Origin of the sequence: Halomonas sp. C22 (genome assembly GCF_007655045.1) — a bacterium.
Taxonomy (GTDB): Bacteria; Pseudomonadota; Gammaproteobacteria; order Pseudomonadales; family Halomonadaceae; genus Vreelandella; species Vreelandella hamiltonii.
In genome coordinates this window covers 235,934-250,190 of sequence record NZ_VBVC01000004.1, presented here as the reverse complement: position 1 = coordinate 250,190, position 14,257 = coordinate 235,934, and the positions used below count along the sequence as shown (strand labels likewise).

The 14,257-nt window shown below is 59.2% G+C and carries 11 protein-coding genes; 2 read left to right on the top strand and 9 right to left on the bottom strand.

Annotated elements, in window-relative coordinates; all coding sequences use genetic code 11:
* Positions 1-41: 41 nt before the first annotated feature.
* The 5 genes from FEU76_RS10515 to FEU76_RS10495 all read right to left on the bottom strand — a co-directional run bounded on the left by FEU76_RS10515 (position 42) and on the right by FEU76_RS10495 (position 5,199).
* The gene (locus FEU76_RS10515) at positions 42-1,547 is read right to left on the bottom strand and encodes a fumarate hydratase (protein ID WP_039178005.1); all 1,506 of its coding nucleotides are present in this window, start codon (positions 1,545-1,547) and stop codon (positions 42-44) included.
* Between the two features lie 170 nt (positions 1,548-1,717).
* Entirely contained in the window at positions 1,718-2,548 is an 831-nt protein-coding gene (nei, locus tag FEU76_RS10510) for an endonuclease VIII (RefSeq protein WP_144982774.1), read from the bottom strand.
* 3 nt (positions 2,549-2,551) lie between these two features.
* Positions 2,552-4,576, bottom strand: coding sequence for an excinuclease ABC subunit UvrB (gene uvrB / locus FEU76_RS10505; protein WP_144982771.1), 2,025 nt, complete (start codon positions 4,574-4,576; stop codon positions 2,552-2,554).
* Between the two features lie 17 nt (positions 4,577-4,593).
* Positions 4,594-5,001, bottom strand: a complete 408-nt coding sequence (locus tag FEU76_RS10500) for an OsmC family protein (RefSeq protein WP_144982768.1) — start codon at positions 4,999-5,001, stop codon at positions 4,594-4,596.
* Positions 5,002-5,199, bottom strand: coding sequence for a hypothetical protein (locus FEU76_RS10495; protein ID WP_039178013.1), 198 nt, complete (start codon positions 5,197-5,199; stop codon positions 5,002-5,004).
* A 221-nt stretch (positions 5,200-5,420) separates the two neighbouring features.
* Between FEU76_RS10495 and ygfZ the strand changes: the two genes are divergently transcribed.
* Complete coding sequence (ygfZ, locus tag FEU76_RS10490) at positions 5,421-6,371, top strand: CAF17-like 4Fe-4S cluster assembly/insertion protein YgfZ (protein ID WP_144982765.1); 951 nt, start codon at positions 5,421-5,423, stop codon at positions 6,369-6,371.
* 17 nt (positions 6,372-6,388) lie between these two features.
* Here the strand turns inward: ygfZ and FEU76_RS10485 are convergent, their stop codons facing one another.
* From FEU76_RS10485 to FEU76_RS10470, 4 genes are all read right to left on the bottom strand, one after another.
* Positions 6,389-7,162, bottom strand: a complete 774-nt coding sequence (locus tag FEU76_RS10485; protein WP_144982762.1) for a TatD family hydrolase — start codon at positions 7,160-7,162, stop codon at positions 6,389-6,391.
* A gap of 46 nt (positions 7,163-7,208) precedes the next feature.
* Positions 7,209-8,798, bottom strand: a complete 1,590-nt coding sequence (locus tag FEU76_RS10480; protein ID WP_016913797.1) for a peptide chain release factor 3 — start codon at positions 8,796-8,798, stop codon at positions 7,209-7,211.
* Positions 8,799-8,949: 151 nt separating this feature from the next.
* On the bottom strand, positions 8,950-9,159 hold the full coding sequence (locus FEU76_RS10475) for a putative motility protein (RefSeq protein WP_039178020.1): 210 nt from the start codon (positions 9,157-9,159) through the stop codon (positions 8,950-8,952).
* A gap of 87 nt (positions 9,160-9,246) precedes the next feature.
* On the bottom strand, positions 9,247-10,488 hold the full coding sequence (locus FEU76_RS10470; protein ID WP_144982760.1) for an NAD(P)/FAD-dependent oxidoreductase: 1,242 nt from the start codon (positions 10,486-10,488) through the stop codon (positions 9,247-9,249).
* A gap of 333 nt (positions 10,489-10,821) precedes the next feature.
* Here FEU76_RS10470 and amt point away from each other — a divergent pair, with 333 nt between their 5' ends.
* Positions 10,822-14,196: an ammonium transporter gene (amt, locus tag FEU76_RS10465; RefSeq protein ID WP_052196388.1), complete on the top strand. Its 3,375-nt coding sequence runs from the start codon at positions 10,822-10,824 to the stop codon at positions 14,194-14,196.
* The last annotated feature ends 61 nt before the right edge of the window (positions 14,197-14,257 follow it).

Here is a 14,257-nt window from a genome sequence, read left to right as displayed (position 1 = left end):
TTCCGGTCACTCATCTGGTCACACAGGTTGCCAATCGGCCATCAGGCCTTTTGGGCAATGATTTCTTTCCACTTGGCAGGCCCCGTCTGGTGCACCGACGTGCCCTGGCTATCGACGGCGACCGTGACCGGCATGTCTTCCACCTCGAACTCATAGATGGCTTCCATTCCAAGGTCCTCGAAGCCTACTACACGAGACTTCTTGATGGCCTGGGCCACCAGATAGGCAGAGCCCCCGACCGCCATCAGATAGACGGCCTGGTTGTCGCGAATCGCGTCGATGGCCGCCTGGCCACGCTCGGCCTTGCCTACCATCCCCAGCAGCCCGGTCTCTTCCAGCATGGTACGGGTGAACTTGTCCATACGAGTGGCGGTCGTTGGCCCTGCTGGCCCCACGACTTCATCACCTACCGGGTCTACTGGCCCGACGTAGTAGATGAAGCGACCTTTCATGTCTACCGGCAGCGGCTCACCTTTGGAGATCATGTCGACCATACGCTTGTGCGCCGCATCGCGTCCGGTCAGCAGTTTACCGTTGAGCAGCAGCGTGTCGCCTGGCTGCCAGGTGCTGACCTCTTCGGGAGTGACCGTATCGAGATTCACGCGCTTGACGTTATCACCCGCTTCACGAGTGATTTCCGGCCAATCTTCCAGCTTGGGAGCTGGCAACGAGACGGCACCGGAACCATCCAGAGTGAAGTGCGCATGACGCGTCGCCGCACAGTTGGGAATGATGGCCACCGGCTTGTTGGCCGCATGGGTGGGATAATCCTTGACCTTGATATCCAGCACCGTGGTCAAGCCGCCCAGCCCCTGGGCACCGATGCCACTCTTGTTGATCTTGTCGAACAGCTCCAGACGCAGCTCTTCTGCCCGGTTGCTGGGGCCACGTGCCTGAAGGTCTTGGATGTCGATAGGATCGAGGAGCGCTTCCTTGGCGATTTCCATGGCCTTTTCGGCGGTTCCACCAATCCCGATACCGAGCATGCCGGGCGGGCACCAGCCAGCGCCCATCTTGGGCAACTGTTCCATGACCCAATCCACCACGCTGTCGGAAGGGTTGAGCATGGCAAACTTCGATTTTGCCTCGCTACCGCCGCCCTTCGCTGCCACGTGAATATCGACCTTGTCGCCAGGCACGATCTTGTGATGGATGATGGCGGGCGTATTGTCCTTGGTGTTTTGGCGCTTGCCATCCGGGTCGGCCAGAACCGATGCACGCAGAACGTTATCGGGCAATTGATAGGCCCGGCGCACGCCTTCGTTGATCATGTCATCCAGGCTGAGGTCCGCTTCCCAGGTCACGTTCATGCCGACATGCACGAATACCGTCACGATACCGGTGTCCTGGCAGATGGGGCGATGGCCCGTGGCGCACATCCGTGAGTTGATCAGGATCTGAGCAATGGCATCCTTGGCCGCCGGATTCTCTTCGCGCTCATAAGCGGCTGCCATGGCATCGATAAAATCCTTGGGGTGATAGTAAGAGATGTACTGCAGAGCATCGGCAACGCTTTGAATCACGTCGTCCTGGCGAATCACGGTCATGGATGAACAGCTCCTCGGTTATCGTGCTGAGTGCGACCTTCTCGGCCGTCTAAGTGTGCTGGAAGTATACCGTATTGAAACAATCCCGGCAGCCACTACAGGTGCTTCCCTCCATGCAGGGGTTAACGCTTTGGTTTGACAGTGAGCCAGCAGGTAAGATAACGGTATAACTATGATGGCGAAACACCCTGACAGTTCGGGCAGCGATAGAGTCGGCGAGAACCGACCATGGTGCGCTCGATGACATCACCACAGCGATGGCAACTGAGTCCAGCCCGCTCGAACACTGCAAAGCGCCACTGCCTGCGAGGTTCTCCTGAGGCCACCGCCTGGGATATCCACTCGGGCAGGTTGGTGACGCCCGCCTGTAGATAGGCCTGCCGGGTGACCTCGATGATAAGCTCGGCCAGTAACGCGAGCTGCGTATCGCTCAGTTCAGCGGGCCGCTGGCGGGGATGCAGCTGGGCGAAAAACAGAATTTCCGAGCGCAGATAATTACCCAGCCCCGCCACCAGGCCCTGATCCAGCAGCAGCGCCCCCAGGCTACGCCGCCGAAAGGCAGGCAACAACAAGCGTTGCCTGACCTGCGCGGGGGTAACCTGTTCGCTCAACAGATCAGGGCCAAGCCGAGACAAGAATGGATGTTGAAGCAGGTGCTCTTCATGCCACAAGGAAACATCCGAGGCACTGTAAAGACTGGCAGACCTTCCCTCAGCGCTCAGCCGGACACGCAACGAGCGCTGGGTGTCCGGCGGCCTGTCCTCGGCATGCAGCTTCCAGACGCCATAAAGCTGATTGTGTGAATAGAGCACGCGCTGGTCGGCAAAGCGAATCAGCATCGCCTTGCCGCGGGTATCCACCCTCTGCACGTTAACACCAATGAGCGATGCCGCCTGCGGGGCCAGCTCCGGAAACGCAAACCACACGTCTTCCAGCGTCTTCCCCGCGAGCTGCTTTTCGATACGATCCGCAGCACGCCGGATTTCAGGGCCTTCAGGCATCGCCTACCCCAGCGCCAGCTGCTGTTCTTTCATGCGGTGCACCTGGTCACGCAACCGCGCCGCCTCTTCGAACTCCAGGTTCTGGGCGGCCTCGAACATGGCGTCTTCCAACTTGCTGATGGCCGCCAGCAGGTCTTGGCGACTCATGGACGCCACGTCATAGCTACCCTCAGGCTCGGCCACCTTGCGCTCGTTGCCACGTCGGCGGGAGCTCTTCTTGCCGGGCGTTTGGGCGGCTTCGAGAATGTCGGCTACCGAACGCGTCACGGTGGTCGGCGTGATGCCATGCTCTTCGTTATGGGCCATCTGCTTGGCGCGGCGGCGCTCGGTTTCATCGATGGCCTTGCGCATCGAGTCGGTAATCCGATCACCGTAGAGAATCGCTTTGCCGTTGGCATTACGCGCCGCGCGGCCAATGGTCTGGATCAGCGAACGTTCGGCACGCAGGAAACCTTCCTTGTCTGCATCCAGAATGGCGACCAGCGATACTTCCGGAATATCCAGCCCTTCACGCAGCAGGTTGATCCCCACCAGCACATCGAACTTGCCCAGCCGTAGATCGCGGATGATTTCCACCCGCTCGACAGTATCGATATCGGAGTGCAGATAGCGCACCCGAATATCGTGTTCGTCGAGATAGTCGGTCAAATCCTCGGCCATACGCTTGGTCAGCGTAGTTACCAGCACGCGCTCGCCCACTGCAGTGCGCAAGCCGATTTCGGACAGCAGATCGTCGACCTGGGTGCTGGCAGGGCGCACTTCGATTTGCGGATCGAGCAGCCCCGTGGGGCGCACCACCTGCTCGACCACCTGACCGGCATGCTCTGCTTCATAAGGCCCCGGGGTGGCCGAGACGAAGATGGTCTGTGGCGAAATCGACTCCCACTCTTCGAACTTCATCGGCCGGTTGTCCAGCGCGGAAGGCAGGCGGAAGCCGTACTCCACCAGCGTTTCCTTGCGGGAGCGGTCACCTTTGTACATGCCACCCACCTGGGGCACGCTGACGTGGGACTCATCGATGAAGAGCAGCGCATCGTCGGGCAGGTAATCGAAAAATGTCGGCGGCGGCTCGCCAGGGGCACGGCCAGACAAGTAACGCGAGTAGTTTTCGATGCCGTTGCAGTAACCCAGCTCCAGCATCATTTCGATGTCGTAGAGAGTGCGCTGTTCCAGGCGCTGGGCTTCCACCAGCCGCTCATGCTTTCTCAGCCACTCGAGCCGCTCTTTCAGCTCCCCCTTGATGGCATCGATGGCCTCCAGGATGGTTTCCCTGGGGGTGACATAGTGCGACTTCGGGTAGATCGTCATGCGCGGCACCTGGCCACGAATATCCCCTGTCAGTGGGTCAAACAGGCGGATGGAATCGATCTCGTCGTCGAAGAGCTCGACCCGTACGGCCTCCTCGTCGGCGTCCGCCGGAAAGATATCGATTACATCACCACGCACACGGTAGGTGCTGCGACGAAAATCCATGTCGTTGCGCGTGTACTGCAGCTCCGCCAATCGGCGCAGGAAGGCACGCTGATCGATCAGCTCGCCGCGGGTAAAGTGCAGGCGCATTTTCAGATACTGGTCCGGGTCACCCAGACCATAGATCGCCGATACCGACACGACGATCAAGGCATCACGCCTTTCCAGCAGCGCCTTGGTGGCGGACAGCCGCATCTGCTCGATGTGATCATTGATCGAGGCATCTTTCTCAATGAACGTGTCCGAGGAAGGCACGTATGCTTCCGGCTGATAGTAGTCGTAATAAGAGACGAAATATTCGACGGCGTTGTCGGGAAAGAACGACTTGAATTCGCCGTAAAGCTGGGCCGCCAGCGTCTTGTTGGGCGCCATGACGATGGTCGGCCGCTGTAGCTGCTGCACCACATTGGCCATGGTGAAGGTCTTGCCGGAGCCGGTAACGCCCAGCAGCGTCTGGTGGGCAAGGCCCGACTCCAGGCCGCTTACCAGGCTGCGGATCGCGGTGGGCTGGTCGCCCGCAGGCTTGAATTTTGACTGCAGACGAAATTCCTTGCTCATCATGGCTCCTGGGATGGTCACTCGGTGCGAGTGGTGATCTCGATGGTGGCCTGGGTCATCAACCGCTGAATGGGGCATCGATGGCTGATCTCTTCCAGCTTGGCTTTCTGCTCAGGGTCGCTGATACCGTGCAGTTCGAGCTGAACGGCCAGCCGGTAAACGCCCTTCTTTTCATCCTGGTCGTCTCGCTGCACCGTGACCGTAATGCCTTCCAGCGGCCACTGCTTGCGCTTGGCATACATTTGTACGGTAATGGCCTTGCAGGTTCCCAAGGCAATGTCGAAATAGTCGTGAGGGTCCGGCGCACTTTCATCGCCACCCACCACCGCGGGTACGTCTGCGTAGAGGTCTTCCAGGCCATTTACCTCGATACGCTGACGAAACGTCCGGTTGCGCTCACTGATCACCACGATAGGCGGATGCATTCACGACACCTTGATGGGTAGCTTGAGCCGTTCGACCGCCTGGATCAGCGCGTCGCGCTTGGCACGCCCTTCCACTTCGGCGCCATGACGCCCTACTTCGGCGCTGTCCACCCCATCCAGCATCATCAATGCCGTGGTGATCTTGTTGACCTGATCAGCGTTGGAAACCCCTTGGAAACTGAGTGATTGCACTGCCATGCGTTGCCCTTTTATGTGTTAATGAGTCTTGTTAAGTATATGCTAGCGGGATCGATCGGCGATACGACGCAAAATTCTTGTGCAAGACCGATACGCGGAATTGAAGTTTAGCACGCGCAAGTGCGCTTGCAATTGCAGCCTACTGCCCGCACCTAGCGTAACCTATCGCCGCGCCGCGTCTTTCACTCCATGCCGCGCAGCATTCATCTTCAGGAGAGACCATGGCCACCGCCGAAACTCACCCCTTCACCGGTACTGTTTACCTGACGCACCTGGCAGCGCTGGACGTCACGGGCCCTGACGCCGAAAAATTTCTCCAGGGTCAAACCAGCGCCCATGTCGGCCTCGCCAATGGACATTTCGCCCCCCTGACCTGCTTTTGCACTCCCAAGGGGCGCATGCTGGCCAACGCCCAACTGCTGCGCCTGGCGCCACAGCACTATCGCCTGATTCTCGACGCCTCGCTGGCCGAGTCTCTGGCCAACCACCTCAAAAAATTTGCTGCTTTCTACAAGACCGAGCTGACGATTGCCACGTCCGTGACATTCGTGGGCAGCAGCGCCCCCGACGCCACGCTACTGGAGCAGGCAGGCGTGACGTTGCCCGATCAGGCCTATGCCCACCATACCAGCCCTTCGGGCACCGCCCTGCGCATGCCGGGCACTCCTCGCTGGCTGCTGATGCTGGAAACCACACCCCCAGAGCATGTTTCGCAAGAGGGGCAACAGCAAGCCTGGCAGCTGGCAGATATCCGTAGCGGCCTCGCCTGGTTGACGGCGGCACAGCAGGATCACTTCCTGCCACAAATGCTCAACTGGGAAGCGCTGGGCGGCATCAGCTTCAAAAAGGGCTGCTATACCGGGCAAGAAGTCGTCGCTCGGGCGCACTTTCGCGGCCAGGTCAAAAAACGCCTGGTGCATGCGCACGTGAGCGCCAGCGCATTACCCCAGATAGGCGACAGCCTGGTGGATCAGGAAGGGAAAGCCTTGGGTGAAGTCGTCAACAGCGCGTTCAGTGACGAGCAGCAGATAGAGTTGCTGGCGGTCATGAATACCAAAGTGGCGGAGGAGCAGATCTCCGTCTACTGGCAAGCGCAGCCAGTGAGCCTGCACGCGCTGCCTTACCCCGTCGAGCGCCTGGACCCTGAAGCGCTAGCGGCTCAATTGAGCTGACACCAGCGGGGCAGCACTCACAGGCCAAAAATGCGCGCAGCGTTGGCACTGCTCAGCGCTGCGACGTGTTCCAGCGATTGCTGACGCAGCTTAGCCACCTGCTCAGCGACGTGCTTCACGCGCGAAGGTTCATTGCGCTGCCCTTGGAAGCCACTCAGCGGCATATCGGGGCTATCGGTTTCCAGCACGAACCCGTCATCCGGCAATGTGGCCACCACACGATGCAGGCGCTGAGCACGAGCGTAGGTGACGGCGCCTCCCAGCCCCAGTACAAACCCCGCATCCAGAAACCTTGCGGCCTGCTGGTAAGAACCGGCAAAGGCATGGATCATGCCGGGCCTCGCCAGTGCACATTGATGAAGCCGCTTGGCCACGTCATCGTTGGCCTTCACACAGTGCACGACGGGGGGAAGCTGACAACGGCTCGCGATACCGAGCTGGGCATCGAAATATTCCCATTGCGGCGAGAGACTCTCGCTGAAGCGGCCATCGATACCACACTCGCCAATCGACACCAGGGCGGTTTCTGGGCGGGTCAACTGCTGCTTGACCAGCGCCTCCAGCGCCACCAGGTCATCGGTGTGATGCTGAGCAATGAAATAGGGGTGAAGCCCGAGGCAGATACTGACCCCTTCGCTCTCGCCCAGCGCCAGCACATTCTGCCAGCGCTGGCGCACCGTGGCAGGCACGATGAAACCCGTGACGCCCACGGCCCTGGCCGCGGCAATGACGGCCTTTCGGTCTTCATCGAACTCCGCGGCATCCAGGTGGCAGTGGGCGTCAATGAGCATAGCAAGCGCTCTCGTTTGGGTAGGCGTCTTGAGGCGAGTCTTGAGATTAGTGCTCTCGGGTCGGCTGGAAACGGATATCCGGCCAGCGCTCCTGGGTCATTTGCAGATTGACCCGGGTCGGGGCGATATAGGTCAGGTAGCCACCGCCGTCGATCGCCAGGTTGGCACTTGCCTTGCGCTTGAACTCTTCCAGCATCTTCGCATCGTCACAATAGACCCAGCGAGCCGTCTGCACATTGACGCCTTCGTAGAGACAGTCGACCTTGTACTCTTCCTTCAAGCGGTGTGCAACGACGTCGAACTGCAGCGTACCTACTGCGCCAAGAATCAGATCATTGTTATCCACCGGCATGAAGACCTGAGTAGCCCCTTCCTCCGATAGCTGCTGCAGGCCTTTCTGAAGTGCTTTCATCTTCAGCGGGTCTTTCAGGCGCACGCGCTTGAACAGCTCCGGCGCGAAGTGCGGGATGCCCATGAAGCGCATGTCTTCACCCACGGTAAAGGTGTCACCAATCTGAATGGTGCCATGGTTGTGCAAGCCGATGATATCGCCGGGCCAGGCCTCCTCGACGTGGGAGCGGTCCGAGGCCATGAAGGTCAGCGCATCGGCAATCTTGACGTCCTTGCCAATGCGCACATGGCGCATCTTCATGTTCTTTTCGTACTTGCCGGAACACACCCGCAGAAAGGCAATGCGGTCACGGTGGTTCGGGTCCATGTTGGCCTGGATCTTGAAAACGAAACCGGTAAAGCGATCGTCCTTGGCCGTGACTTCTCGAGTATCGGTCTCGCGGGGCTGGGGCGATGGCGCGTACTCGACGAAGCCGTCCAGCATTTCACGCACGCCGAAGTTACCCATGGCGGTACCGAAATAGACCGGGGTCAGCTCACCACGACGATACGCTTCCAGGTCGAACTCATGGGAAGCGCCGCGCACCAGATCGACTTCCATGCGCAGCTCTTCGGCCTGCTCTTCGCCCAGAATCGCATCCACCTCCGGGTTGTCCAACCCTTCGATACGCTTGTCGTCAGGGATACGGCTGCCCTGCCCCTGGGTATAGAGGTGAATCACGTCGTTGTAGAGATGATAGACACCCTTGAAGTGCCGCCCCATGCCAATGGGCCAGGTCATCGGGGCACATTGGATATTGAGCACCGTCTCCACTTCATCCATGACTTCGATGGGATCACGAATATCGCGGTCCATCTTGTTCACGAAGGTGAGGATGGGCGTGGTACGCAATCGACACACTTCCATCAATTTGATGGTGCGATCTTCGACACCCTTGGCCCCGTCGATGACCATCAGTGCGGAGTCGACGGCGGTCAGGGTGCGGTACGTGTCTTCCGAGAAGTCCTCGTGTCCTGGAGTGTCCAGCAGGTTGACGATGCGTCCGCCGTAGGGGAACTGCATGACCGACGTCGTCACCGAAATGCCCCGCTCCTGCTCCATCTTCATCCAGTCGGACGTCGCGTGGCGATCATTGCGCTTGCTTTTCACCGAACCGGCCATCTGAATGGCGTTTCCGAACAGCAGCATTTTTTCGGTGATGGTCGTTTTACCGGCGTCAGGGTGGGAAATAATGGCAAAGGTGCGGCGTAGCTCTGCTTCGCGCGCTAATTGAGCGTCAGACATGGAGTTCTCTAAATAGGGGGACTGCGTAATAACCAAATAAGCGCCAGACCAGTGGCGGGGTGCGCCTATGGTAACGCAACTCCCTGCCTGCGGCATACCAAAGCAAAAAACGCCGACAAGGTCGGCGTTTGGGGATCAAAAAGCGAGAGCTTCAGGCGAAGGTGTTGATCTGCGTACCGACGCTACCTTCCTGAGCAAGCTCAGGCTGCGCTGCCGCATCGGCCGAAGCCAATACTTCCGTGACCTGATCGGCTTGCTGCTCCAGCGCATCTCTGAACATTTGCATCTGCGCCTGCTCGACCGTTTGCGCCTGGTTCATGTAAAGCGCAGTGCTGACCGTATTACTGACCGCGACATCCATTGCGGAACCTCCATCTGGCGGAATTTCATCTACAGCCTAGCAAACATCCCTTCCAGACGCCAAGCAAACCGGAAAGCGACCTGACATCTAGAAGCGGTCCGCGCGGAACGGTGCCATATCGATGGCTGTCGGTTTATTCTCCATCATGTCGGCCAGCAGCTGGCCGGTAGCAGGCCCCAGCGTAAAGCCCTGGTGGCCGTGACCGAACGCCAGCCACAGGCCAGGATGGCGTGGTGCAGGGCCAATTACCGGCTTCATGTCCGGCAGGCAAGGACGCGCGCCCTTCCAGGCACGTTCGTCTTTGCGATCGGCCAGCGGAAAAATGGTTCGCGCCACGCTCTCTGCCGCCCCTAGCTGCTCTTCGTCGGCAGGCGATTCCAGACGATCCAGCTCCGCTCCCGTGGTCAGCCGCACGCCTGCATTCATGGGGGCCAGAAGATAACCGACTTCCGCATCCATCAGCCAGTAATGCAGCTTGGTATCGGGCTGTGTGGCGTAGTGCATATGGTAGCCACGCTTGACGAATGTCGGGAAGTGGTAGCCCAGCGGCTTCATCCATTCTCCCGCCCAGGGCCCTAGTGCCATCACCACGTCATCTGCCGTGAAAGTGTCGGTGCCGGTGCTCACCTGCCACTGCGCCCCCTGCTGGCTGACGTCGGTGATGTCCGCCTGTACCAGCTGGCCACCCAAAGCCACGAACGACTCTGCGTAGGCTGCCACGAGGCCACCGGGGTCAGCAACGGTCCAGGGGTCCAGCCAATGGATGGCTCCGATGATCTGCTCTCCCAGCTGGGGCTCTTTTTCGGCAACCCCCTGGCGGTCGAGCACCGCAAACTGCACACCATAGAGATCGCGGGCTTCCTCTGCTTCCTTGACACGCTTGGCCAGCTTCTCGGGGGTTCGATAGATCTCCAGCCAGCCCTCGCGACGTACCAACGCATCGGCACCTGCCGCTTCGATCATCGGCGCGTGGGCGTCGAGACACAGCTGAATCAGCGACGCGTACTCCGGGACGATCTTCTTGTAGAGCCGCGACGACGAATGATGCCAATAACTGAGCAGCGGAGAAGCCGCCTTGACCATGCCGGTGGGCCGATAGCGAATATCGACACGACGGTTGGGCAGCACGCTCAAAATGGTTTTCATATCGCGAGGAAACGGATACGGCCGTACCGCCTCACGCTGGATGATGCCCGCGTTACCGAACGAGGTTTCACGACCAGGCTGGCGGCGATCGATCAAGGTGACCTGAAAACCGCGCTTTTGCAGTTGCCAGGCGATACTGACGCCGACCATCCCTGCCCCTAAAACCACTGTTTGACGCGCCATTTTGATGCACTCCTCATTGAAAGATGATGCCACTACCAGCCCGTCCTGGCAGCGCCGCAACATATTGAAAAATATCACCAATCAAACAGCAATTACACAGTCATAAATACTGTTTTAAATCATCATTTCAGTTTTTATTAACGTAAAAATCAAAAATAAGGATGAGTCCACTAGCCACGGCACGACAATTGCTTCATTCACGTTAGCAGTGCTTGAAGCGCTCGTCACGCTGACGGGGCTGCCTGCCTCGTCACTCGACGGTGATCCCTTCACCTTCCGACAAAGCACCAAATTAGCGCATACGCCGCACCATGCAGCGACAAGGAGAGGCAGATGACAGTGATGCTGGAAACAAGGCTTCTCGACACTTTATGGGTCCTTTGGGCCGCCGCCATGGTGTTCGTCATGCAGGCAGGCTTTCTGTGCCTGGAAGCCGGCACTACCCGTACCAAGAACGCCATCAACGTCGCCATGAAAAACCTGGCCGACTTCGCGGTTTCGGTGACGGTTTTCTGGCTGATCGGCTTTGGCATGATGTTCGGTGTTTCACAGGGGGGTTGGCTGGGACTGTCGTTATTCGGCTGGGAAATGGAGGCCAGCAACGCCTGGCTGATGACCGTGTTCATCTTTCAAGCCATGTTCTGCGCCACCGCAGCCACTATCGTGGCGGGCGCAGTGGCGGAGCGCATGCCTTTCCTGGGCTACCTATGGACAGCCTTCTGGATAGCACTATTGATCTACCCAGTGTTTGGCCACTGGGCGTGGGGAGGCTTACTCGGTGGCACGCCTGGCTGGCTGGCCGCTCGTGGATTCGTCGACTTTGCCGGAGCAACGGTAGTGCATAGCGTGGGCGGCTGGGTGGCCCTGGCCGCCGTCCTGGTGATCGGCCCCCGCACCGGGCGCTTTCGCGATGGCGTTCATGCCAACCCGTTCCCGGCGGGCAACCTGCCGCTGGCCATGCTGGGCGCACTGTTCATGATTCTGGGCTGGTTTGGCTTCAATGGCGGCAGCACCCTGGCCATGAATAGCGCCATTCCCGGCATCATCGCCAACACGCTGCTGGGGGCGGCTGGCGGCATTCTGTCGTCCATGCTGATGGGCTGGCGCATTCGCCGCTATGCCGATGTGATGTATGCCATCAACGGTGCCATTGCCGGTCTTGTCGCGGTCACGGCAGGCGCTCATGCCCTGTCGCTGCACGCGGCCTTCATGCTGGGCAGCATTAGCGGCGTGCTGATGGTGGCGGCCAGTGAGTGGCTGCTCAAAAAACGCATCGATGATGCCGTAGGCGCCATTCCCGCCCACCTGGTCACCGGCATCTGGGGCACGCTGGCACTGCCCTGGGTGGCTAACCTGGAGGCGCTGGGAACCTCGCTGAGCCGCTGGGAGCAGTTTCATGTTCAGCTCATGGGCGTGATCGTGTGCGGCGCATGGAGCTTTGGCGTCGCCTGGCTACTGCTGCAAGCGAGCAAGCGCATCATGCCTCTGCGGGTTTCACCGGAGGCAGAGAAAATGGGGCTCAACCTGGCAGAACACGGTGCCCGGAACGAACTGCATCAACTTCTGGAACACATGCGCCAGCATGAGCGCCAGGGGGACATGCGCCAGCGCATCGATGCCGACCCGTTTACCGAGGTAGGGGAAATCGCTGCCAGCTACAATCGAGTATCCGCCGCGCTTGAGCGCGCCGTGGGCCATACCCGGGTCATGCTGCGTAATTTGCGTGACGGCGTCTTGACCTGGCAGGCAGATGGCACGCTCACCAGCCTCAACCCCGGCGCTGAAGCACTGTTCGGCGTTCAGGCACAGCAGCTCGTCGGGCAACCCATTACCACGCTGCTTCCTCATCGGCCATTGACCCCCGGCACACGTCTGGAAATCAAGCGACGTACCGAAGACCAGCAAGTGCGCTATCTCGAAATCCAGGTCAGCGAGGGGGCTGCGGGGTCACACTCGGAACGTTCAGGCATGGTGCGGGACATCACCGAGCGAAAACTGCTGCAAGAGCAGCTGAATCGAGAGCGCGACCTTGCTCGCACCACGCTCGCCTCCATTGGCGACGGGGTGATCACCTGCGATGCCAGTGGCAACATTACTTTCATGAACAGCGAAGCGCAGCGCCTGACCGGCTGGGACGCCAGCGAAGCCTTGAACAAACCGATTCACCGTATCTATCAGCTGCGTGACGAACATAGCGACGAACCAATCAACAATCCGGCCCGCCATGTCCTGACCCAGCACCGCCCACTGCAATACACCGACCCCGGCATGCTGCTGAACCGCAATGGAAAGCGCTACCCCATCCAGCACAGCGCCTCGCCTATTCGCTCGCGCAGCGGCATTACTCTGGGTGCCGTCGTGGTCTTTCAGGATGTCAGCCTGACGCGCAAGCTCTCCGAACAACTCAGCTATCAAGCTTCCCACGACAACCTCACCGAGCTTGTCAATCGACGCGCCTTCGAGGCCCTCCTTGCCAAGCTGCTGACACAGACGGAAAGCGACCATGCCCTATGCTACCTGGATCTCGACCAATTCAAGATCGTCAATGATACCTGTGGTCATCAGGCGGGTGACGAACTGCTCCGACAGGTGGCTCGCAAACTGAAAGCGCATGTCCGCAACAGCGATACCGTGGCACGCCTGGGAGGCGACGAGTTTGCGCTGCTGCTGCCCGACTGCCCGCTGGAAAAAGCCAAATTGATTTGCGAAGCGCTGCGCAGCGACATCGAGCAGTTTCGCTTTGCCTGGCAAGAACACACCTTCGGCATCGGTGTCAGTATCGGGCTCGTTGCCATTACTCCGACGCAACCTCGGCGTCTGGCGGAAACACTCCACGCAGCCGATGCCGCCTGCTATAGCGCCAAGGAGGCAGGCCGCAACCGGATTCACTGCTACCAGCCCGACGACCGCCTGCTGCTGGAGAGGCACGGAGAGCTGCAGTGGGTACAGCGCTTGCAAAATGCACTGGATAACGACACTTTCCGTCTGTTCGCGCAACCGGTTCACCCAGTATGCACGCGAAACAAAGGCTATCAGGAGATCTTGATACGCCTGGAAGAGCATGGCCAGTTGATTGCCCCCGGAAGCTTTTTACCCGCGGCACAACGCTATCACTTCATGCCACGTATCGACCGCTGGGTCATTCGCAACACGCTCGCCTGGCTGAGCGACCGCTATCGCAGCGCGGAGCCCGACGCTATTGGCCACTGGGGCATCAACCTGTCGGGCGATTCGTTATCCGATAGCGATTTCTGCAACGACTTGATTCGGCAGGTACGTGCCGCCAAGCTGCCTGAAGGCAGCTTGTGTTTCGAAATTACCGAAAGCGCCGCCATCGCCCAGCTCTCGAAAGTCAGCGAGCTGATTCAGACACTGAAATCGTTGGGCTGCCAATTCGCTCTGGATGATTTCGGTACGGGACTCTCGTCGTTTGGCTACCTCAAACAGCTATCGGTCGACTATCTCAAGATCGATGGCCGCTTCATCCGCAACCTGCACCACGACCCCATCGACTGCGCAATGGTCGAAGCGATTCATGCGGTAGGCAAAGCGCTGCATATCGAAACGGTCGCTGAATTCGTGGAGACGCAAGAGACCCTGGATAAATTGCGCACACTGGGCATCGACTATGCACAAGGGTATCTGCTGGGCAAGCCAACGGAAATAACACGTGCAGAAGGGAATAACATCAAAGTCATGCCAAGATGATCACGTACAGCTTGACCATAGAATATTGGCAAAAGACATAAAAGAGTTGATATGAGGGTAG